This is a genomic window from Dietzia cinnamea NBRC 102147 (assembly GCF_001571065.1).
Taxonomy (GTDB): domain Bacteria; phylum Actinomycetota; class Actinomycetes; order Mycobacteriales; family Mycobacteriaceae; genus Dietzia; species Dietzia cinnamea.
The window spans coordinates 1-19,018 of record NZ_BCSW01000016.1 but is presented as its reverse complement, the minus strand read 5'-3'; the positions used below and the strand labels follow the sequence as shown (position 1 = coordinate 19,018).

Here is a 19,018-nt window from a genome sequence, read left to right as displayed (position 1 = left end):
CGGGTGCTCGATGGTGCTGCGGATCATCAGGGTACGTTCCCGCCGGGCACCGCGTCCGAGCTGGCGTGGCCGGGCGTCGGCTCACCGACCTGGCCGGCCGGCTCCCCCCGCAGGCTGGCCAGGTCGCCGCCGGTGTCGTTGACCCGGAGGACGAACGGTCGGTGGGGTGTGTAGCGCACGACCGACATCGAGGCGGGTTCGACGACGATCCGCTGGAACTGGTCCAGATGCATCCCGTACGCGTCGGCGAGCACGGCCTTGATGACGTCACCGTGGCTGCACGCGACCCACAGCACGTCGCGGCCGGCCCCTTCGGCGAGCCTCCGATCGTGTCCGCGGATGGCCGTCACCGATCTGCCGGCCATCCCGGCGAGCGACTCCCCCTCCGGGAAGACCGCGGACGACGGGTGCTGCTGCACCACGGACCACATGTGCTCGGAGGCCAGGTCCTTGAGGGGGCGGCCGGTCCAGGTCCCGTAGTCCACTTCCACGAGGTCCTCCTCGAGCTCCGGTTCCACCCCGAACTGTTCGGCGAGCGGCTCGACGGTCTGCCGGCACCGCATCAGCGGCGACCGGACGACGGCCTCGACGGGCAGGCCCTCCAGTCGACGGCAGAGATCCCGCGCCTGGGCGTGACCCGTCTCGTCGAGCCCGACGCCCGGGGTGCGGCCGGCCAGGGTGAGCGCGGTGTTGGCGGTGGAGCGGCCGTGCCGGAGCAGGATGACGGTCATACCGGCAGGTTACCGACGCCCCGGCCGGTGCGGTCAGGTCGCGGGGATGGTGCCGGTGCCGAGCAGGATCATCACCAGGGCGCCCAGGAGGATCCGGTAGCCGGCGAACCAGCCCAGCGAGTGGTTCTGGACGAACTTCAGGAACCAGGCGATGGCGGCGTAACCGATGACGAACGCGATGGCCGTGCCGATGAGGAGCTGCCACCCGGTCGCGGCCTGGCCGGTGCCGGGGTCGAACGCGTCGGGGAGGCTGAAGAGCCCGGAGGCGAGTACGGCGGGGATCGCCAGGAGGAAGGAGAACCGGGCCGCGGCCTCGCGCGACATGTTGAGGAAGAGACCGGCCGAGATGGTGCCCCCCGAGCGGCTGACGCCTGGGATGAGTGCCAGGCACTGGGCCAGGCCCATGACGATCGCGTCCTTCATCGACAGTCCCTCGAGCGACTTGGCGTCGACCGCCCGGTCCTGCCTGCCGAACCTCTCGGCGGCGAGGAACACGAACGAGAACACGATGAGTACGATCGCGGTGATCCACAGGTTGCGGGCGGCGTCCCGGATGAAGTCCTTGCCTACGAACCCGATGATCGCGATCGGGATCGACCCCACGATGACGAACCATCCGAGCCGGTAGTCCGGGTCGTCCCGCCGGGACGAGTCGACCACGCCGCGGAACCACGCCACCAGGATGCGGACGATGTCCTTGAAGAAGAAGACCAGGACGGCCAGCTCGGTGCCGAGCTGAACGACGGCGGTGAACGACGCGCCGGCGTCCTCACCGAAGAACCACGTCGAGAAGATCCTCAGGTGCCCGGACGAGGACACGGGCAGGAATTCGGTGAGTCCCTGGAGAACGGACAGGACGACGACCTGGAGCCAGGACATCCCCTCCACGCCCTGGGCGAGGACCGATGTGTTCACGTGTGCGGTTTCCTCTCGGCAGCCTGCGGCTCGGACGCGGTCGCGTCACGGCACGCCGCGAGAGTAGTCGCCCGGACCTGGACGGGGACCCCGGACCCGGGTGGTGGACAATGGCGGGCAGTCGAAAGGAACATCGTGCACCGACGTGTCCTCCGCCGTTCCGGCGTGCCCGCCGTCCTCATCGCTGTCGCGATCGGTCTGACCGCCTGCTCCTCGCCCACGAGCGAGCTCGAGGAGCAGGACCGTGTCGCCCAGGGCAACGCGGCCCCCGCCGAATCCCCACAGGTCTCCGACCCGGCAGGGGGTGAGACCATCCCGGTGCCCGGGTCGGTCCGCTCCCTGGTCGCCACGGGCGACCGGGTGGCCGCGCAGGTCGAGAACCCGCCGTCGCTCGAGCTGGGCCGGGTCGACGGCACCAGCTGGAGCGCGGAGGATTCCGTGCCCCTGCCGGCCGGGGCCGGGGTCGCCTCGGCCGCGCACGACGGGACCGTCGTGGTCCCGCACGGTGACGGGGTCGTGTTGGTCTCCCCCGACGGTGGCGTTCGTGAACTCTCGGGTCTCGGGCCGGTCTCGGCCGCCGCCCTCACCCTCGACGGGCGCCTGCTGACGGGAACCCCCGACGGCGAGATCGTCGTGCGCGACGCCGACGGCGCGGAACAGCACCGCATCGACGGGCTGACGTCGGTCGACGAGATCAGCGTCTCCGGCGACGGGTCCGTCACCGCCCTGAGTCGACCGGACACCGTGATCGCCAGCATCGACCTCGAGGCGGACCACGCCGGACCGCTCCTGCGCGCGGGCAAGGGCGCTGGGCTCCTCGACGAGCTGGGTGAAGGCTCCGTGATCGCCAGTGACACCGTCGGCGGCACGCTGCTGGTCTACTCCACCTCGCCCGTCCGGCTGCACCAACAGTTTCCCGTCGCCCCGGCCCCGTGGGCGGTGGCCGAGGACCCGACCAGGCAGGTCGTGTGGGTCGCCTCCACGGGAACGAACACCATCCAGGCGTACGATCTCGGCGACGGCGTGGGGATCCTGCGGGCGGACATCCCGACGGTCCGCCAGCCGGATTCCCTGGCGGTCACGGATTCCGGCACCGTGGTGGTCGGGTCCGCCGACGGCGCAGGGCTGCACCTCCTCCGTCCGACCCTCACCGAGCCGGTGAGCTGATCGCACCGACGACCCACGTCCCATCGAGGAGGACCGTGTACGCACTGCTCAAGAAGGTGCTGTTCCGCTTTCCCGCGGAGCGGATCCACCACCTCGTGTTCGGCCTGCTCAAGCTGCTGACCCTGGTGCCGCCCCTAGGCGCCGTCGTGCGGCGGGTGCTGGGGGTGCGCGACCCCGTGCTCGCCCAGGAGGTCCTCGGTCGCACCTTCCCCGGCCCGCTGGGGCTCGCGGCCGGGTTCGACAAGAACGCCGCCGCCGTCGACTCGTGGGGCGCCATCGGATTCGGTTTCAGCGAGGTCGGCACGGTGACCGCGTCGCCCCAGCCGGGCAACCCGACCCCGCGTCTGTTCCGGCTCGTCGAGGACCGGGCGATCCTCAACCGGATGGGCTTCAACAATCACGGCGCGGGCAACGCGGCCAACAACCTCCGGCGGCGCCGCAGTAGCGATCCGGTGGGGATCAACATCGGTAAGACCAAGGTGGTGCCCGCGGAGGACGCGGTCCGTGACTACGTGGCCTCGGCGACGATGCTCACCGGCCTTGCCGACTACCTCGTCGTCAACGTCAGTTCCCCCAACACCCCCGGCCTGCGTGACCTGCAGGCCGTCGAGTCGCTGCGCCCGATCCTCGCCGCCGTCCGCGACGTGGCGACGATCCCCGTCCTCGTCAAGATCGCCCCCGACCTGGACGACGCCGACATCGACGCGGTCACCGACCTGGTGCTCGACCTGGGGCTGGCCGGCATCGTCGCCACCAACACCACCATCTCCCGGCAGGGTCTGCGTACGCCCCCCGCGCACGTCGAGGCCCTGGGGGCGGGCGGCATCTCCGGCGCCCCGGTGGCCGCGCGCTCCCGTGAGGTTCTCTCCCGGATCCACGCGCGCGCGGGGGGACGCCTGGTAATCATCTCGGTCGGCGGCATCGAGACCCCCGAGGACGTGTGGGACCGCATCACCCACGGGGCGCACCTCGTGCAGACCTACACCGGGTTCATCTTCACCGGCCCCTCGCTCGTGCGCGGCACCAACCGCCTGGTGGCCAGGCGCCTCCGCCAGGGCGGGTTCGGCACGCTGGCGGAGGCGGTCGGCTCGGCGGTGCGCTGAGCCGCGGAGTCGACCTCCGGACCCCGGGCGCACCGCCCGGGGCCTTCTACTGCTCGTAGATGCCCGTCACGGTCCCGCGGGCCAGGCCCTGACCGAACAGGTTGAACCCGACGAACGCACACGAGGCGTCGTCGCCCAGGTCGATCTCGTCGCCCACCGCGTGGACGGCGAGGATGTAGCGGTGCGGGCCGTGCCCCTCCGGCGGGGCCGCGCCCACGAAGCCCTTGAAGCCCGCGTCGTTGCGCACCACGACGGCGCCCTCCGGCAGCCCCGAGGTGTCATCACCCGTGCACGCCCCCTCGGGCAGTGACGTGATGTCCGCGGGGATGTTGGCCACCGACCAGTGCCAGAAGCCCGACGCGGTGGGCGCGTCCGGATCGAACACGGTCACCACGTACGTCCTGGTGCCCTCCGGGCCGGCGCTCCAGCTCACCTGGGGCGACATGTCCTGGCCGCCCTCGACGCCCATCTTCCCGCCGAGCTGCGCGGCCGACAGCGTGGCGCCCTCGCCGAACGACTCGCTGGTCACCTCCAGGGCGGGTAGGTCCGGAAGGGCGGCATACGGGTCGGGCACGCGGAACTGGGTCATCGTTCTCCTCCTGGAATCGGACGGTGTGGAGTGATCCTCCATCCGGTCACGTCCCTGTTTACCAGCGATGACCGCGCCGCGCGCCCCGCGGCGGGACCGCGATTTGGTCCCGGGTCCGGGCATCGGCTAGTGTCATTCCTCGCACGGCCAAGCCGGACGAGAACCGGCGGAGGCAGCCAGTGTGCGAGCGCGAGTGGCGGAATGGCAGACGCGCTAGCTTGAGGTGCTAGTGTCCTATTAACGGACGTGGGGGTTCAAGTCCCCCCTCGCGCACACTGTGTCGAGACAGTAGAAGGGCCCCGGATCCGCGAGGAACCGGGGCCCGCTCTCGTTTCACGGGAAGGTTCCGTCAGATGTCCCGGACGCCGGTACCCGCCGCCCGGCAGGAACTCATCGACCGACTCCGCCAGCGCCTCGCGGCCGCCGCGATCGCGGACGCGCTGGGCCGTGCGCTGGGCGCCATCGCCCGTGCGGCCGACCGCCGGCTCGACGCCCTCGGACTGGCCCCGCCGCCGCTCGATCTGCCGCCCGCGGTCCGCGACGACCTCCGCGCGTTCTTCGCCGGAACCGTCGATCCCGCCGTCGTCACGATCCGGCGCGGGCACGTCCCCGGGATCCCGCACCCGCGTGCGTTCGCGCTCCCCGGGCTCATCTACCTCGGCGCCGATCCCGGTGTCGTCGGCATCGCGGGCCTCGACGGGTCCGTCCGCCCGCGGGCCACCCCGACCCTGGTGCACGAACTGGTCCACATCTGGCAGGGGCGTTTCCTCGGCCCCCGGTACGTCGTGCGGGCTCTAGGTGAGCAGATCCGGCTCGGGCGCCGCGCGTACGACTGGCGGGCCGCGCTCGACACGACGACGGCCGACTCGCCCGGTGGGGACGTCCACCCGGCGCAGCGGGACGCTCTGCCGGTGGAGGCCCACGCCCAGCTCGTGTCCGACGCCTACGCCGCCCGCTACGGCCCGCCCCGGCAGCCGGCGCTCTCCGTGCGAGACGAGCACCTGCGGGCGGTGGAGGACGTGTTGACCGGTCTGCGCGCCGGTGACGCGTGCACCCTGCGGGGGCGGACGGTTTAGGGGCTGACCACCTAGTCGTCGTACCGTATCTGTCGTGACCGGCACCAACCCAGAAGGTACTCCCGCGGACGGCATCGACCCCGACGACCTCGAGACGTGTCTGCGTGTCCTCGACCGGGCCGCGGAACTCGGCGAGGACCATCCCGACTCGATCCGGGTGCAGCGGTCGGTGGGCCACATGTTCAAGCTCCTCAAGAAGGCCCGCCGCGCCGAGGTGCGTCGCGCCCGCCAGGAGGCGGACAAGGCCGTCATCGAGGCCACCGCCACCGGCTCCCCCACGCGCATCGACGACGAGACCGCCGGTATCCGTCTGGTCTCCAACACGCCGGGCGCCGTCGCCGGCCACCTGCAGCGCGCGGTCGCCTGCTACGTGTGCAAGCAGCTCTACACCCAGGTCGACGCCTTCTACCACCAGCTGTGCCCGGCCTGTGCGGCAGTGAACCGCGCCAAGCGCGACCCGCACATGGACCTCACCGGACGTCGCGCCCTGCTCACAGGCGGCCGCGCCAAGATCGGTATGTACATCGCTCTCATGCTGCTGCGCGCGGGCGCCGACGTCACCATCACCACCCGCTTCCCGCGCGACGCCGTGCGCCGCTTCGCGTCGATGGACGACTACACCGACTGGGCGGACCGCGTCCACGTGATCGGCGTGGATCTGCGCGACCCCGCGCAGGTGGTGGCGCTGGCCGACGAGGTCGCCGCCGCCGGTCCGCTCGACATCCTCATCAACAATGCCGCCCAGACGGTGCGCCGCTCCCCCGGTTCCTACTCGGGCCTGGTGGACGGCGAGTCCGCCCCGATCACCGGCCGCGCCGCGAACATCCCCATGGTCACCATGGGCCGCACCTCCGAGCTGCACCCCGCCGCACTCATGGGTGGCGAGTCCGCCCTCATCGGGTCCGAGGAGGCCGAGCGCGAGGCCGACCACATCGCGACCCTCGCGCTACAGGCCGGGTCATCGTCCCTCGAGCGGATGGCCGCGGGCACGGCCATCGACGCCGGCGGGCTGCTGCCGGACGTGGTGGACCACAACAGCTGGGTGGCGACCGTCGAGCAGGTGGAGCCGATGGAGATGCTCGAGGTGCAGCTGTGCAACTCGGTGGCGCCGTTCATCCTCGTCTCCCGGCTTCGCCCCGCGATGGCGGCGTCGAACGCGCGGCGCAAGTACGTCGTCAACGTCTCGGCGATGGAGGGTCAGTTCTCGCGCCGCTACAAGGGCGCCGGGCACCCGCACACCAACATGGCCAAGGCGGGCCTCAACATGCTCACCCGCACCTCCGCGGAGGAGATGTTCACCGAGCACGGAATCCTCATGACGGCCGTGGACACCGGCTGGATCACCGACGAGCGCCCGCACGTGACCAAGGTCCGCCTCCACGAGGAGGGCTTTCACGCCCCGCTGGACCTGGTCGACGGCGCTGCCCGCGTGGTGGACCCGATCGTGCGCGGCGAGGCCGGCGAGGACATCTACGGTTGCTTCCTCAAGGACTTCGAGCCGAGCCCGTGGTGAGCGTCGACGCCGTCCACCTGATCCTGACCGAGGACCTGCTTCCGACTATCCGCGCTGCCGTGGCCGACCTCGGCGGTGACGGTCCGGACACCCTGGTGCACACCCGGCCGACGCCCGCGGGCTCCGGGTGGCCCACCAATTCCGCCGCCGCGCTCGTCCATCACGTGTGCGGGGTGGTGACCTCGTGGGGTGCGGCGTGCCTCGGCGGCGAGAGCATCTCCCGCGACCGCGAGGCGGAGTTCGATTTCGCCGGCCCGGTGGAGCCCGAACTCGACCGCCTCGCCGCGCTCATCGACCGGTTGCCCGGCTGGCTCGCCGCGGCGGTCGTTCGCGGGGACCTCGCCGATCCCGCCGGCACCACTGTCGACGTCGGCCGCGCTCGCGCGGCGGGGACCTTCACCCCGGACTGGGTGATGGCACACATCCTCCACGAGGTCGCCGCCCACACCGGCCAGCTGCAGGTGACGCGCGACGTGCTGGCCTCGCGGGGCCCCTCGCGGTGAGCCCCCTGCCGGTCCTGCTCGACTGCGACCCGGGCATAGACGACGCGCTGGCGATCGCCTACCTGGTGGCCGAGCACCGAGCCGGGCGGATCGACCTGACCGGCGTGGTGTGCACGGCCGGCAACGTGGGACTCGAGGACACCGTCGCCAACGCCCTGGCGTGGCTGGACCTCGCGGGCGCACCGGCGATCCCGGTTGCCGCCGGGGCGCCCGGCCCGATCGCCGTCCCCCACGTGCTGACCCCCGAGACGCACGGCCCCCGCGGGGCGGGGCACGCGGAACTGACGACGACGAGGGCGGTCGACGCCCGCGACGGCGCCCGCCTCTGGGTGGAGCTGGCGCGCGCACATCCGGGTGAGCTGGTGGGGATCGTGACCGGTCCCTCGTCCAGCCTGGCCCGGGCGGTGGCGCTCGACCCGGCGCTCCCCGGTCTGTTGGCGCGCCTGGTCGTGATGGGTGGGACGTTCCGCGGGCACCCGGGCAACACCACCCCGGTCAGCGAGTGGAATGTCGACGTGGACCCGGAGGCCGCCGATCGGATCTGCCGGGTGTGGGAGGATGCGCGGGCCGCCGACACCGCTGTCGTCGCCCCGCTGTGGTGCGGCCTGAACCTCACGGAGCGGGCCGTGTGGACGCCAGAGCGCTCGCGGGTGCTGCTCGCCGCCGCCGACACGCCGCTGACCCGCGCGCTGGTGGACGCGCTGCGGTTCTACTTCGAGTTCCATGAGTCCGTCGGCGAGGGTTACCTGGCGCAGGTGCACGATCCGCTGGTCGCCTGGCTCGCGCTGCACCCGGGATCCGAGGTGTCCGAGCCCGCGCACGTGCGGGTCGAGTGCACCGGTGAGTACACGCGCGGGATGACGGTCGCGGACGTGCGTGGTCAGCGCGGGAGGGTCGAGAACGCGGCGATCGCGATCGACGTCCTGGTGCCGGGCGGGCCGGACGCGATCCTGGACGAGATCTGCGCTGCCATAAGCTCGCTGGCGGCCTCCCCGGGCTGGCCTGACCGAGTCGGGCGTCCGGGCTAGTTCCCCGGCCGTGTGAAGTTGCGGGTCGGGGGCGCCGGGTCGGGGACGCACTCCTCGGTGGCGTGCCCGCGCAGCGAGGTCGCGCACGCCACCCCGGCCGCCGCGCCGGTGCCCACGGCGATCGGCACGAGCTGCAGGCCGGTCACGATGTCGCCGGCCGCGTACACCCCGCCCACGTTCGTCAGCTGCAGCGAGTTGACTATGAGGCCCCCGTGTTCGTCCATCTCGCAGCCCAGAGCCTCCGCGAGTTCGTTGGTCGGGTGGTGTGCGTAGGAGAAGAACACCTTCGACCCCTCGATCACCCTCCCGTCGTCGAGGCGCACGCCCTCCAGCGCGCCGGGGGCGCCGACCAGCTCGCGGGCGACGCCGTCGACCACCTCGATGTTGTGTTCGGCGCAGGCGGCGCGCTGGTCATCGTCGAAGGCGGGGTCGGCGTCGCTCTCGGTGACGATGACGACCTCGGACGCCCAGTCGAGTAGCTCCGAGGCGTACGCGGGCACGTGCGCGCCGACGCCCAGCACGATGATGCGCTGGTTCGCGGCGGTGAGGCCGTCGCAGGCCGGGCAGTGGTGCACGTCTTTCCCGTAGTGGTCGTCGATCCCGGCGAGCTCGGGCAGCCGGTCGCGTACGCCTGTGGCGAGGATGATCCGCTTGGCGATGACGGTGATCGTGTCGTCCGCGCGACCGTTCGAGGTTCTCGCCTGGGTGATGTGGGCGACGAACCTCTCGTCGGATTCCTTCTCCAGATCGGCGACGATGCCGTCGACCCGGCGGACGGTCGGATACCGTTCGAGGCCCTCGTGGATGTCTGCATAGAATTCTGCGGGCGTCGTGGGCCCGGTGCCGAGCATGCCGTGGATCTCCGTGGCGGCGAGGTTGCGCTGGTGGCCCGCGTCGACGAGCAGGGTCGATCGCTGGTATCGGCCCACCCACGTCGCGGCGGACAGCCCGGCTGGGCCTCCACCTATGACGAGGACGTCGACCGATTCGGGAACCGGCTCTCTCAGGGACGGGGGCAGGGTGCCGGTGTGGGCGTCGTTCATGGCTGTCCTCTCGCGGGCGTCCGGTGAAGCCACCCTACGGAAAACGGTGGGCGGCCCCCGCGTACGCGGCTGATGGGACTAGAACCGGTGCTAGGCTCCACCGGATGTCCGACGGCCCCGTAGGGCCCGGACACGTATCGTCGTCCCCTGTCACCGCTTTGGGAGAGTCCATGAGGTCTGTCGCTGCCGCCCTGATCGTCGCCGCGGGCGGAGCGGTGGCCGCTCGCGCCGCGGTGTGGGCGGCCGCGCGTCGTCGGGCGGGCCGGCCGGTGTTCACGATGGCGGGTCCGGGCGCCGCGACCCCTGGTTCCGTCCACCCGGCCGACACCACGACACCGGTCGCGGCCGCGGGGTCCGGCTCTGCGCGTGCGGGACGCACCCCGCGGACCCCGGGCCCGGGCGGCGCGATACGCCCTCCGGCTGGCGCCAAGGGCTTCGTCCCGGCCCTCGAGGGAATTCGCGGTCTCGCTGCCGTCGGCGTGCTCACCACGCACGTCGCGTTCGTCACGCGGTCGTCCACCGGCACGCCGATCAAGAGACTGTTCGGCCGTCTCGACCTGGCCGTCGCGGTCTTTTTCGCCAAGTCCGGTTTCCTGTTGTGGCGTGCGCACGCCGATCACGCCCGCCGGGACAGGCCGGGAACGGCGAGGCCCACACGCGAGTACCTGCGCTCGCGGCTCGTGCGGATCATGCCGGCCTACGCCGTGCTGGTCGCCGCCGCGATGCTGCTGCTCAAGCAGAACCACGTCAACGGGCCCGCCTCGTGGATCGCCAACCTGACCCTCACGCAGATCTACACGTCGAACTTCCTCGTCGCCGGCCTCACCCATGCATGGTCGCTCGCGGTGGAGATGGCGTACTACCTCGCGTTCCCGCTGCTGTGGACCGCGCTGAGGGGCCTGCGCGGCGACGCCGCGAAGTGGAGGATCCCGGCCATCGCCGCGTTCGGCGCGTCCGGTCTGGTATTCCCCGTGATCCCGTGGCACGCGCTCGGCCTCCTGCCGACCGATGTCAACGTGCAGATCCTCCCGCCGTCGTTCACCGCGTGGTTCGCCGCCGGGATGCTGCTGGCCGAGATCGTCACCGCGCCCGAGGGCACGCTCGTCCGGGCCTGCCGCGATCGACTCGCGCGCTGGGGCTGGTGGATCGCCGGTGGGGCGGCGCTGGTCGTCACCACCGTGCCGGCGTGGTTCTCCGAGGGCTTCGTCCATCCGGGGCCGCTCGAGTTCGCCGCCCGCACCGGGCTGGCGGGCACGATGGCGTTCCTCGTCCTGGCCCCTGTCGTCCTGGCGCCGGAGGGCACACGGTTCCCCGTGCTGGAATCGGCTCCGCTGCAGAAGGTCGGTACCTGGTCGTACGGGATCTTCCTGTGGCACCAACTCGTGCTGCACGCCGCGTTCCCCCTCACCCGCACTCCGCTGTGGGCGCCGCGCATGGCGGTCATCTGGCCGGTCACGGTTGCGGGTTCACTGGCGGCCGGTGCCGCGAGTCACCGTTTCCTGGAGGAGCCCGCGCGCAGGATCATCGAACGCCGCTAGGTGCGGGAGCGCTCAGGAATCGAAGGCGTCGATGATCGCCTGTGCGGCCAGTGCCGCCGTGAGCGTGCCGTCGCGGACCTGCTGCTCGACCTCGGGCGCCACCCTCTTGACGTCGGGATCCGCGGCCAGGCGTGCCATGAGCGTCTCGTGCACCATCGACCAGGTCCAGTCGACCTGCTGGCGGGCGCGACGCGCCTCGACCTCGCCGATCTCGGCCATCGTCTGCTGGTGCTTGCGGACCGCGTCCCAGAAGCCGTCGAGGCCCTCGCCCTCGAGGCCGGACATCGTCAGGACGGGCACCTTCCACACCGCATCGGCCGGCCTGACCAGGCGCAGCGCGGCCCCCAGCTCGCGGGCGGCCCGCTGGGCGTCCTTCACGTGCGGCCCGTCGGCCTTGTTCACGGCCACCACGTCCGCGAGCTCGAGGACGCCCTTCTTGATGCCCTGCAGCTGATCACCCGTCCGCGCGAGAGTGAGGAAGGTGAAGCAGTCGACCATGCCGGCCACGGTCACCTCGGACTGGCCCACGCCGACGGTCTCGACGAGGATGACGTCGAAACCGGCGGCTTCGAGCAGGACCATCGTCTCCCGCGTCGCCTTCGCGACGCCGCCGAGCGTGCCGGAGGTCGGCGAGGGCCGGATGTAGGCCCGCGGCTCGGTGGAGAGAGTGGCCATGCGGGTCTTGTCGCCGAGGATCGAGCCACCGGTACGCGTGGAGGAGGGGTCGACGGCGAGGACCGCCACCTTGTGGCCCTGCTCCACCAGATAGAGGCCGAGGGACTCGATGAACGTCGACTTGCCGACTCCCGGCACCCCGGTGATGCCGATCCGCAACGCCCCGCCGGCGTGCGGCAGGGCGCCGAGGAGCAGCTGCTGGGCCTTCTCCCGGTGGGCCGGATTGGTGGACTCGAGCAGGGTGATCGCGCGGGCCAGCACGGGCCGCCGGTCCTCCAGCACTCCCTCGAGCAGCGCGTCGACGTCGATCTCGCGGCGGGGGCGCGGCCCGGTCGACCTGGGCACCGGACCCCGCGGGGCGCCGGTGCCCGCCGTGGTGGACATGGCGCCCAGGGGGTTCCCCGAACCCGCCGGATCAGGTCCCGAGCCGAGCCGTGTCACGTCCGATCAGGCCTCCGTGGCGTCGGTGGCCGCCGACGACAGGTCGTAGCCGAGCTCGCCGGCGAGGGTGTCGAGCAGCCCGATCGCGGCCTCGGCGATGACCGTGCCGGGCGGGTAGATCGCGGCGGCACCGGCGTCGTAGAGCTCCTGGAAGTCGCCGGGAGGGATCACGCCGCCGACGGTGACCATGATGTCCTCGCGGCCCACCTCGGCCAGAGCCGAACGCAGCGCCGGCACGAGCGTGAGGTGCCCGGCCGCGAGCGAGGACACGCCCACCACGTGGACGTCGGCGTCGGCGGCCTGCTGGGCCACCTCCTCCGGCGTCTGGAACAGCGGACCCATGTCCACGTCGAAGCCGAGGTCGGCGAACGCGGTACCGACGACCTTCTGGCCGCGGTCGTGACCGTCCTGGCCCATCTTGGCCAGCAGGATCCGCGGGCGGCGCCCGTCCTGCTCGGCGAACGCATCGGCCATCCGCATGGCCCGGGTGACGTTGTCCACGGCGCCCTCCTTGGTGACCTCCTGCCGGTACACACCGGACAGGGTCTTGATCTCGGCCTTGTGACGACCGTAGACCTTCTCCAGCGCGTCGGAGATCTCACCGATGCTGGCGTGGGCCCGGGCGGCGTCGATGGCCAGCGCGAGGAGGTTGTTCTCCAGGTCGCTGCTGGGGCCACCGGAGGCGGCCTCCGTCAGTCGGGCGAGGGCGGCCTGGCAGGCGTCCTCGTCGCGCTCGGCCCGCAGCTTCTCCAGCTTGGCGAGCTGCTCGGAGCGCACGCGCGAGTTGTCGACCTTGAGGACCTCGATCTCCTGGTCCTCGGTGACGACGTACTTGTTCACGCCGATGACCGGCTGGCGGCCGGAGTCGATGCGCGCCTGCGTGCGGGCCGCGGCCTCCTCGATGCGCAGCTTGGGGATGCCCTCGCCGATGGCCTGCGCCATGCCGCCGGCCTCCTCGATCTCCAGCAGGTGGAGCCGGGCCTTGTCGGCGAGCTGCGCCGTGAGCCACTCGATGTAGTACGAACCTGCCCACGGGTCGATCGGGCGGGTGGTGCCCGACTCCTGCTGCAGCAGCAGCTGGGTGTTGCGGGCGATTCGCGCCGAGAAGTCGGTCGGCAGCGCGAGCGCCTCGTCGAGAGCGTTGGTGTGCAGCGACTGCGTGTGGCCCTGCGTGGATGCCATGGCCTCGATGCAGGTGCGGGCGACGTTGTTGAACACGTCCTGGGCCGTCAGCGACCAGCCCGAGGTCTGAGAGTGGGTCCGCAGCGACTTGGACTTGGGGTTCTTCGGACCGAACTTCTCGACGAGCTCACTCCACAGCAGACGTCCGGCGCGCAGCTTGGCGATCTCCATGGAGAAGTTCATGCCGATCGCCCAGAAGAACGACAACCGCGGTGCGAACTTGTCGATGTCCAGGCCCGCGTCCAGGCCGGCACGTAGGTACTCGACACCGTCGGCCAGCGTGTACGCCAACTCGAGATCGGCCGTCGCCCCCGCCTCCTGGATGTGGTACCCGGAGATCGAGATGGAGTTGAAGCGCGGCATCTTCTGGGAGGTGTAGGCGAAGATGTCCGAGATGATCCGCATGGACGGCTTGGGCGGGTAGATGTAGGTGTTGCGGACCATGAACTCCTTGAGGATGTCGTTCTGGATGGTCCCAGCGAGCTGCTCCGGCGTCACCCCCTGCTCCTCGGCCGCGACCACGTAGAACGCCAGGATCGGGAGGACCGCACCGTTCATGGTCATCGACACCGACACCGACGAGAGGTCGATGCCGTCGAACAGCTCCCGCATATCGAGGATGGAGTCGATCGCCACGCCGGCCATGCCCACGTCACCGGCCACGCGCGGGTGGTCGGAGTCGTAACCGCGGTGGGTGGCGAGGTCGAACGCCACGGACAGGCCCTTCTGCCCGGCGGCGAGGTTGCGGCGGTAGAAGGCGTTGGACTCGGCAGCGGTGGAGAAGCCGGCGTACTGGCGGATGGTCCACGGCTGGTTCACGTACATCGACGGGTACGGCCCGCGGAGGAACGGAGCCGCACCGGGCACGGTGTCCAACGGGAAGGGGGTGATCTTCTCGCCGTCGCCGGTCGGGGCGGTGCCGGCCTCGACGGCGTCACGGTCGGCCTTGGTGTAGACGCGCTTGACGTCGATACCCTCGGGCGTCTCCCAGTGCGCGTCGGAGGCGATGCCGTCCTCGACCGCCACGGAGGCGGCCCGGGCGTCGGGGCCGTCGGTGTCGCGGAGGGAGGCGGTGCTGAAATCGGGGAAGGTCGTCATATCACTTCACTCCCAGCTGGTCGAGGAGGGTGGTCAGGGCGGCGACGGCGTCGATGCCGAGCGCCAGGTAGCCGTCCGGGCGGTCGGTGGCGCCCACCGGGAAGCCCTTCTCGGCCCCGGCGAGGTAGACGGTCGACACGCCCGCGTCGCGGAGTGCGCGCACGGCGGCCTCCCCCTCGGTGGCGTAGCGCTTGTCGGCGCCGCAGAGCACGGCGATGTCCTCACCCTCGCGGGCGGTGGCGTACTGGCCGGCCTCGGTGACACCCGGGTTGCGCGCCTCGATGCCGCCGGCGGCGAGCAGGTTGGCCACGAACGTCACGCGCGGCGTCGTCTCGGCCTGCGGGCCCAGGCCCGCCAGGAGGACGGTCGGCCGGGATCCGGTCGCCTCCAGGTGCGCGTCGGAGCGGTCACGCAGATCCTCGAACGCGCGGCCGTACCGGTAGTCGTCGCCGCCACGGCGGGAGGCGTCGAGCGGCGGCTCGGCCAGGTTAGGGAACTCGGACACGCCAGTGATGGGCGCCGCGCGGCGCGCGATGTCGTTGTCGCGGGCCTCGCGGACCCGGGCGATGGCCGCCCGCACGGTCCCCGACTCGATCGCCGCGACCAGGCCGCCCTCGGCCTCCACGGTCTGGAGGGCCGACCACGCGGCGTCCGCGAGGGAGTCGGTGAGCGACTCGACGTACCAGGAGCCGCCCGCGGGGTCCACGACGTGGCCGAGGTGGGCCTCCTCGAGGAGCAGGAGCTGGGTGTTGCGGGCCATGCGCTCGGCGAACGAGCGGGAGGTGCTCTCGAGCCCGCCGGGCACGGAGGCGTCGAAGGGCAGGACCGTCACGGAGGTGGCGCCGCCGACGCCGGCGCCGAACGCGGCGAGCGTCGTGCGCAGCATGTTCACCCACGGGTCGCGGCGCGACATCATGGCGGCGGAGGTCACGGCGTGCTGCGGTGCGCCGCCCGACTCGGGGGCGTCCAGCAGTTCGGCGACGCGGGCCCACATGAGGCGGCCGGCGCGGAACTTGGCGATCGACGTGAACTGGTCGTCGGTCGCGGACAACCGGAACGAGATCTGGCGCAGCGCGGCCGCGGCGGGCACGCCCGCCGAGACGAGCGCGCGCACGTACTCGAGCCCGGCGGCCACCGCGTAGGCCAGCTCCTGGGCGTCGCCGGCACCCTTGTCGTGGAAGACCGTTCCGTCGGCGACGAAGGTCCGGATGGTCTCCTCGCGCTCGGACATCCGGGCGGCGAGTGCGACCGCGGCCTCGAGCCCGATCGAGTCGGTACCGGCGTAAGCGGCGGTGACCGGCGCGGCGCCCAGGTCGGCGATGACCGCGGCACGGTCGGCGACCCCGTCGCCGGCCGAACGGCGCTGGTCGAGCAGGTCCAGGAACGCGCCGGCGACCTCCTCGAGGCCGGCTCCCGAGTCGAAGGTGACCGGGGCCAGATCGAGGTAGACGTCCTTGAGGACCCTCGCGAGGTCGGCGGCGGGCACGGACAGCCAGAGCGCCGAGACCCCTTGGCCCAGCAGATCCAGGACCTCGTCGTTGACCTCGGAGGCCTCCCCCGTCGCCTCCACGCGGGCGCTGACGTGCCAGCCGCTGTCGGGCAGGCCCGACCGGTCCCCGCCGCGGACGAACGGGAACCGCCCCGGTGCGGGGCGTTCCGCGATCTCGTCGACCCGGGTGTAGAGCGGGTTGATCTCGATGCCGTCCCGGGTGGTGGCCACGAGGGCGCGCCACGCGTCCACCGGCATGTCGGCGGGATCCTTGCGGGCGGCCTTCGCGAGGACGGCTCCCACAGAGGCGTACCAGGAGTGAAGGTCAGGACCTGTGGTCGGACTGGTCACCGGTACCTCGTTCTCGTGTGGAGTGAAGGGGGTCACTGTCGGACTCTAGCCGAGCCCTGTTCGCAGAGGGAACGCGGCAATACCCGCTGGCCCGCACGCGGGGGAAGGCGTCCGCCCGCACGCCGGACGGGTTGGCCGGTACGCGTGGACTACAGTCGCCCGCGTGCGGGGACGGGTGATCGCGTGGGTGGGGGCCGTGGCGCTCGTCGTGCTGGTCGCTACCTTCGTGCCGACGCCGGGCCTCGAGCAACTGCGCGAGTGGGCCGCGCAGTTCGGGCCGTGGTTCGCCGCGGCGTTCTTCGCCGCCTACGCCGTCGTCACCGTCGCGCCGATCCCGCGTTCGACCTTCACCTATTCGGCGGCCGTGTTGTTCACCCCGGCCGTGGCGATCCCCTGTTCCCTGGTCGCCACCGGCGTCGCGGCGGCACTGGCGTTCGTCGCGGTGCGGCGGCTCGGTCACGAACGGACGGCCGCGCTGCGGGCGCACCCCCGCGTGGCCGCCGTGGACGCCCGACTCCGTCGACGCGGGTGGTTGTCCGTGGGGAGCCTGCGACTGGTGCCGGCCGCGCCGTTCTCGGTGGTGAACTACGCCGCCGCCCTCACCTCGATCCCCTACCCGCAGTTCATCGCGGCCACGGTGATCGGTAGCGCCCCGGGAACCGTCGCCGCGGTCCTGCTGGGCGACTCGCTCACGTCCGGCGATGGTGCGGCCGCACTGTGGGCCACGGTCGGGTTCGCCGCCGTCGGACTCGCCGGGATGGTGCTCGACGCCCGGTTGCCGGTCAGGCCGGCTCCGTGACGAAATCGACCAGCCGCTCCACCGCGCCGAGCAGCGCCGGCTCGACGTCACGGTAGGAACTTACCGCCGCCAGTACCCGACGGAATCCATCGGCGGGCTCGCCCCAGCCCAGTCGCCGGCAGATGCCCGTCTTCCAGTCCTCGCCGCGTGGCACCACCGGCCACTCGCGGATGCCCACCGCGGACGGCTTCACCGCCTGCCAGATGTCGACGTACGGGTGGCCGGTGACAAGAACGTTCTCGCCCAGGCCGGCGACGATCCTCGACTCCTTGCTGCCCTCGACCAGATGGTCCACGAGCACTCCGAGGCGCGCCGAGGGTGTGGGTCCGAACTCGGCGACCAGCGCGGCCAGGTCATCGATGCCGTGGAGCGGCTCCACGACGACACCCTCGACCCGGAGGTCGTGGCCCCAGATCTTCTCGACCAGAGCAGCGTCGTGGATGCCCTCCACCCAGATGCGGCCCGCCCGGGCCGTGCGGGCGCGCAGGCCTTCTACCTTCCGCGACCCGGAGGCCGTGACCGCGGGCCCGCGACGGGCGGCCGGGACCGGCTTGCGCAGGGTCACCGGTGAGCCGTCGATGAGGAAGGCCGAGGGCGTCATCGCGAAGAGGCGGACCCGACCGTGCCGGTCCTCGAGTTTGACGAACTCGCCGTCGTAACTCCGGTCGAAACCCACCACCGCGCCGCAGAACCCGGACTCGGCGTCCTCCACCACCAGGTCCCGCTCGGCGTCGACGACGGGGACCTCCGGGCGGCGGCGCCGCGCCGTCCCGGACAGGATGTCGGAGCCGTACATGTCTGCCATGGCCAGACACCGTAGCCGCAGTCGTGCCGGCGGTACCGGCGGCGCACCGTCGGTAAGATCGATCGTCATGTCCCGACCCCTCACCCGTGACTCCGTGCTGTCCCCGGCGTGGCCGTTGCCCCTCCACCTGCTCCGGACCGCGTGGGCGGATCAACCCTTCGACGAACTGGCCGGGTATGTCTCCGGTCTCGCCGGGTCCCATCTGCTCGACATCGTCGGCGAGCCGGTGCGGATGCTGGACGGGCTCTCCCCCGCCGGCGGTCCCACGGGCCTGCTGCCGGACCTGGTCACCACGCTGCGGCGCGCCGGCCGTGAGCACCCGGCACCCGAGGTCCTGTCCCTGCTCACGGCCGCGCCCGGTGACTCGTCCAGCCTGCCCCCGATCCCTTCGGTCCGGGCGGACGTGGCAGACGCCGGCTGGGGCGTGCTCATCCGCGACCCCGCCTCACGCGAGGCGGTGTGCCTGACTGGTGTCCAGCCCCATCCGGACGTGCTGCGCTGGCGGGCGCGCGGGGTGCTCGACTGTCCGGTGGCACCCCAACCGGCGGGCCCGTCGGAGGCGTTGGCCGAGCTCGGTCGCGCTGTCATGGACGCCGCCGAACTCATCGAACGGACCGCGCTGCGGACCGGACCGACAGCGCAGGTCGACATCCACGGCCACGTGACGCGGTTGCCCGCCGGGCTCCCCCCGCGGGTGGTGGAGCTCGTCGACCGGATCGACCGGGTCGAGGCCATTATCGCCGTCGCCCTGGACCAGCCGGACGTAGGCGCGGACCCGGCCGCGCGCGAACCGGTGCTCCGGCGCCTGATCGCGGTCAAGGACGCGGCGCGACGGTCCGCCGTGGCCGCGGCCGGCGACGCCGCTCTCCGGGCGCGCTAGTTGTACTGACCACGGACGTTGCGTCACCGGTCGGCATGGCGGGCTGACATGAGGAAGACCTCCGTGTGAGGTGTGAAAGCGACCAAGCAAAC

General features: G+C 71.9%; 17 protein-coding genes and 1 tRNA gene. 10 read left to right on the top strand and 8 right to left on the bottom strand.

Features of this window, described 5'->3' with window-relative positions; translation table 11 throughout:
• Positions 1-26 precede the first annotated feature (26 nt).
• Both DCI01S_RS07885 and DCI01S_RS07880 read right to left on the bottom strand, forming a co-directional pair.
• Positions 27-731 (bottom strand): histidine phosphatase family protein, encoded by a 705-nt coding sequence (locus tag DCI01S_RS07885; RefSeq protein WP_061228710.1) that lies wholly within the window; start codon positions 729-731, stop codon positions 27-29.
• 33 nt (positions 732-764) lie between these two features.
• A complete protein-coding gene (locus tag DCI01S_RS07880; protein ID WP_061228752.1) occupies positions 765-1,610 on the bottom strand; it encodes an undecaprenyl-diphosphate phosphatase in 846 nt (281 codons plus the stop codon).
• A gap of 171 nt (positions 1,611-1,781) precedes the next feature.
• On the opposite strand from DCI01S_RS07880, the gene DCI01S_RS07875 reads away from it, so the two are divergent.
• Both DCI01S_RS07875 and DCI01S_RS07870 read left to right on the top strand, forming a co-directional pair.
• Positions 1,782-2,813 carry a YncE family protein gene (locus tag DCI01S_RS07875; RefSeq protein WP_061228709.1) on the top strand — a complete coding sequence of 344 codons (1,032 nt, stop codon included), beginning with the start codon at positions 1,782-1,784 and terminating at the stop codon, positions 2,811-2,813.
• 35 nt (positions 2,814-2,848) lie between these two features.
• A complete protein-coding gene (locus tag DCI01S_RS07870) occupies positions 2,849-3,916 on the top strand; it encodes a quinone-dependent dihydroorotate dehydrogenase (protein ID WP_061228708.1) in 1,068 nt (355 codons plus the stop codon).
• Positions 3,917-3,962: 46 nt separating this feature from the next.
• Here the strand turns inward: DCI01S_RS07870 and DCI01S_RS07865 are convergent, their stop codons facing one another.
• Entirely contained in the window at positions 3,963-4,505 is a 543-nt protein-coding gene (locus DCI01S_RS07865; RefSeq protein ID WP_061228707.1) for a YbhB/YbcL family Raf kinase inhibitor-like protein, read from the bottom strand.
• 187 nt (positions 4,506-4,692) lie between these two features.
• Between DCI01S_RS07865 and DCI01S_RS07860 the strand changes: the two genes are divergently transcribed.
• The 5 genes from DCI01S_RS07860 (at position 4,693) to DCI01S_RS07840 (ending at position 8,625) form a co-directional block, all read left to right on the top strand.
• Positions 4,693-4,778, top strand: a tRNA-Leu gene (locus DCI01S_RS07860).
• An 80-nt stretch (positions 4,779-4,858) separates the two neighbouring features.
• A complete protein-coding gene (locus DCI01S_RS07855; protein ID WP_061228706.1) occupies positions 4,859-5,581 on the top strand; it encodes a hypothetical protein in 723 nt (240 codons plus the stop codon).
• 34 nt (positions 5,582-5,615) lie between these two features.
• A complete protein-coding gene (locus DCI01S_RS07850; RefSeq protein WP_061228705.1) occupies positions 5,616-7,094 on the top strand; it encodes an SDR family NAD(P)-dependent oxidoreductase in 1,479 nt (492 codons plus the stop codon).
• A complete protein-coding gene (locus DCI01S_RS07845) occupies positions 7,088-7,597 on the top strand; it encodes a mycothiol transferase (protein ID WP_061228704.1) in 510 nt (169 codons plus the stop codon). Before DCI01S_RS07850 ends, DCI01S_RS07845 begins: the two co-directional genes overlap by 7 nt.
• Positions 7,594-8,625 carry a nucleoside hydrolase gene (locus tag DCI01S_RS07840; RefSeq protein WP_061228703.1) on the top strand — a complete coding sequence of 344 codons (1,032 nt, stop codon included), beginning with the start codon at positions 7,594-7,596 and terminating at the stop codon, positions 8,623-8,625. The genes DCI01S_RS07845 and DCI01S_RS07840 overlap by 4 nt, the downstream gene beginning before the upstream one ends.
• On the opposite strand, the gene DCI01S_RS07835 is transcribed toward DCI01S_RS07840, so the two are convergent.
• A complete protein-coding gene (locus DCI01S_RS07835; RefSeq protein WP_061228702.1) occupies positions 8,622-9,668 on the bottom strand; it encodes an NAD(P)/FAD-dependent oxidoreductase in 1,047 nt (348 codons plus the stop codon). The genes DCI01S_RS07840 and DCI01S_RS07835 overlap by 4 nt on opposite strands.
• Before the next feature lie 170 nt (positions 9,669-9,838).
• On the opposite strand from DCI01S_RS07835, the gene DCI01S_RS07830 reads away from it, so the two are divergent.
• Positions 9,839-11,206 carry an acyltransferase family protein gene (locus tag DCI01S_RS07830; protein WP_061228701.1) on the top strand — a complete coding sequence of 456 codons (1,368 nt, stop codon included), beginning with the start codon at positions 9,839-9,841 and terminating at the stop codon, positions 11,204-11,206.
• A 12-nt stretch (positions 11,207-11,218) separates the two neighbouring features.
• Here the strand turns inward: DCI01S_RS07830 and meaB are convergent, their stop codons facing one another.
• The 3 genes from meaB to DCI01S_RS07815 all read right to left on the bottom strand — a co-directional run bounded on the left by meaB (position 11,219) and on the right by DCI01S_RS07815 (position 16,349).
• A complete protein-coding gene (gene meaB, locus DCI01S_RS07825; RefSeq protein WP_239550205.1) occupies positions 11,219-12,265 on the bottom strand; it encodes a methylmalonyl Co-A mutase-associated GTPase MeaB in 1,047 nt (348 codons plus the stop codon).
• 63 nt (positions 12,266-12,328) lie between these two features.
• Positions 12,329-14,602: a methylmalonyl-CoA mutase gene (gene scpA / locus DCI01S_RS07820; RefSeq protein WP_061228700.1), complete on the bottom strand. Its 2,274-nt coding sequence runs from the start codon at positions 14,600-14,602 to the stop codon at positions 12,329-12,331.
• Position 14,603: 1 nt separating this feature from the next.
• Positions 14,604-16,349, bottom strand: coding sequence for a methylmalonyl-CoA mutase family protein (locus DCI01S_RS07815; protein ID WP_244881684.1), 1,746 nt, complete (start codon positions 16,347-16,349; stop codon positions 14,604-14,606).
• Positions 16,350-16,605: 256 nt separating this feature from the next.
• Here DCI01S_RS07815 and DCI01S_RS07810 point away from each other — a divergent pair, with 256 nt between their 5' ends.
• Complete coding sequence (locus DCI01S_RS07810) at positions 16,606-17,241, top strand: TVP38/TMEM64 family protein (RefSeq protein ID WP_244881680.1); 636 nt, start codon at positions 16,606-16,608, stop codon at positions 17,239-17,241.
• Here the strand turns inward: DCI01S_RS07810 and DCI01S_RS07805 are convergent.
• The gene (locus DCI01S_RS07805) at positions 17,225-18,037 is read right to left on the bottom strand and encodes a DUF3097 domain-containing protein (protein WP_061228697.1); all 813 of its coding nucleotides are present in this window, start codon (positions 18,035-18,037) and stop codon (positions 17,225-17,227) included. The genes DCI01S_RS07810 and DCI01S_RS07805 overlap by 17 nt on opposite strands.
• Positions 18,038-18,113: 76 nt before the next feature.
• Here DCI01S_RS07805 and DCI01S_RS07800 point away from each other — a divergent pair, with 76 nt between their 5' ends.
• Complete coding sequence (locus DCI01S_RS07800; protein WP_061228696.1) at positions 18,114-18,926, top strand: Rv1486c family protein; 813 nt, start codon at positions 18,114-18,116, stop codon at positions 18,924-18,926.
• Positions 18,927-19,018 lie beyond the last annotated feature (92 nt).

Excerpts from the sequence above, each read along its gene's own strand:
- DCI01S_RS07855 (WP_061228706.1), top strand. The coding sequence starts at position 4,859 with ATGTCCCGGACGCCGGTACCCGCCGCCCGGCAGGAACTCATCGACCGA.
- DCI01S_RS07815 (WP_244881684.1), bottom strand. The coding sequence starts at position 16,349 with ATGCCGGTGGACGCGTGGCGCGCCCTCGTGGCCACCACCCGGGACGGC.
- DCI01S_RS07805 (WP_061228697.1), bottom strand. The coding sequence starts at position 18,037 with ATGTACGGCTCCGACATCCTGTCCGGGACGGCGCGGCGCCGCCGCCCG.
- DCI01S_RS07830 (WP_061228701.1), top strand. The coding sequence starts at position 9,839 with ATGAGGTCTGTCGCTGCCGCCCTGATCGTCGCCGCGGGCGGAGCGGTG.
- scpA (WP_061228700.1), bottom strand. The coding sequence starts at position 14,602 with ATGACGACCTTCCCCGATTTCAGCACCGCCTCCCTCCGCGACACCGAC.
- meaB (WP_239550205.1), bottom strand. The coding sequence starts at position 12,265 with ATGTCCACCACGGCGGGCACCGGCGCCCCGCGGGGTCCGGTGCCCAGG.
- DCI01S_RS07880 (WP_061228752.1), bottom strand. The coding sequence starts at position 1,610 with ATGTCCTGGCTCCAGGTCGTCGTCCTGTCCGTTCTCCAGGGACTCACC.
- DCI01S_RS07865 (WP_061228707.1), bottom strand. The coding sequence starts at position 4,505 with ATGACCCAGTTCCGCGTGCCCGACCCGTATGCCGCCCTTCCGGACCTA.
- DCI01S_RS07800 (WP_061228696.1), top strand. The coding sequence starts at position 18,114 with ATGTCCCGACCCCTCACCCGTGACTCCGTGCTGTCCCCGGCGTGGCCG.
- DCI01S_RS07885 (WP_061228710.1), bottom strand. The coding sequence starts at position 731 with ATGACCGTCATCCTGCTCCGGCACGGCCGCTCCACCGCCAACACCGCG.
- DCI01S_RS07835 (WP_061228702.1), bottom strand. The coding sequence starts at position 9,668 with ATGAACGACGCCCACACCGGCACCCTGCCCCCGTCCCTGAGAGAGCCG.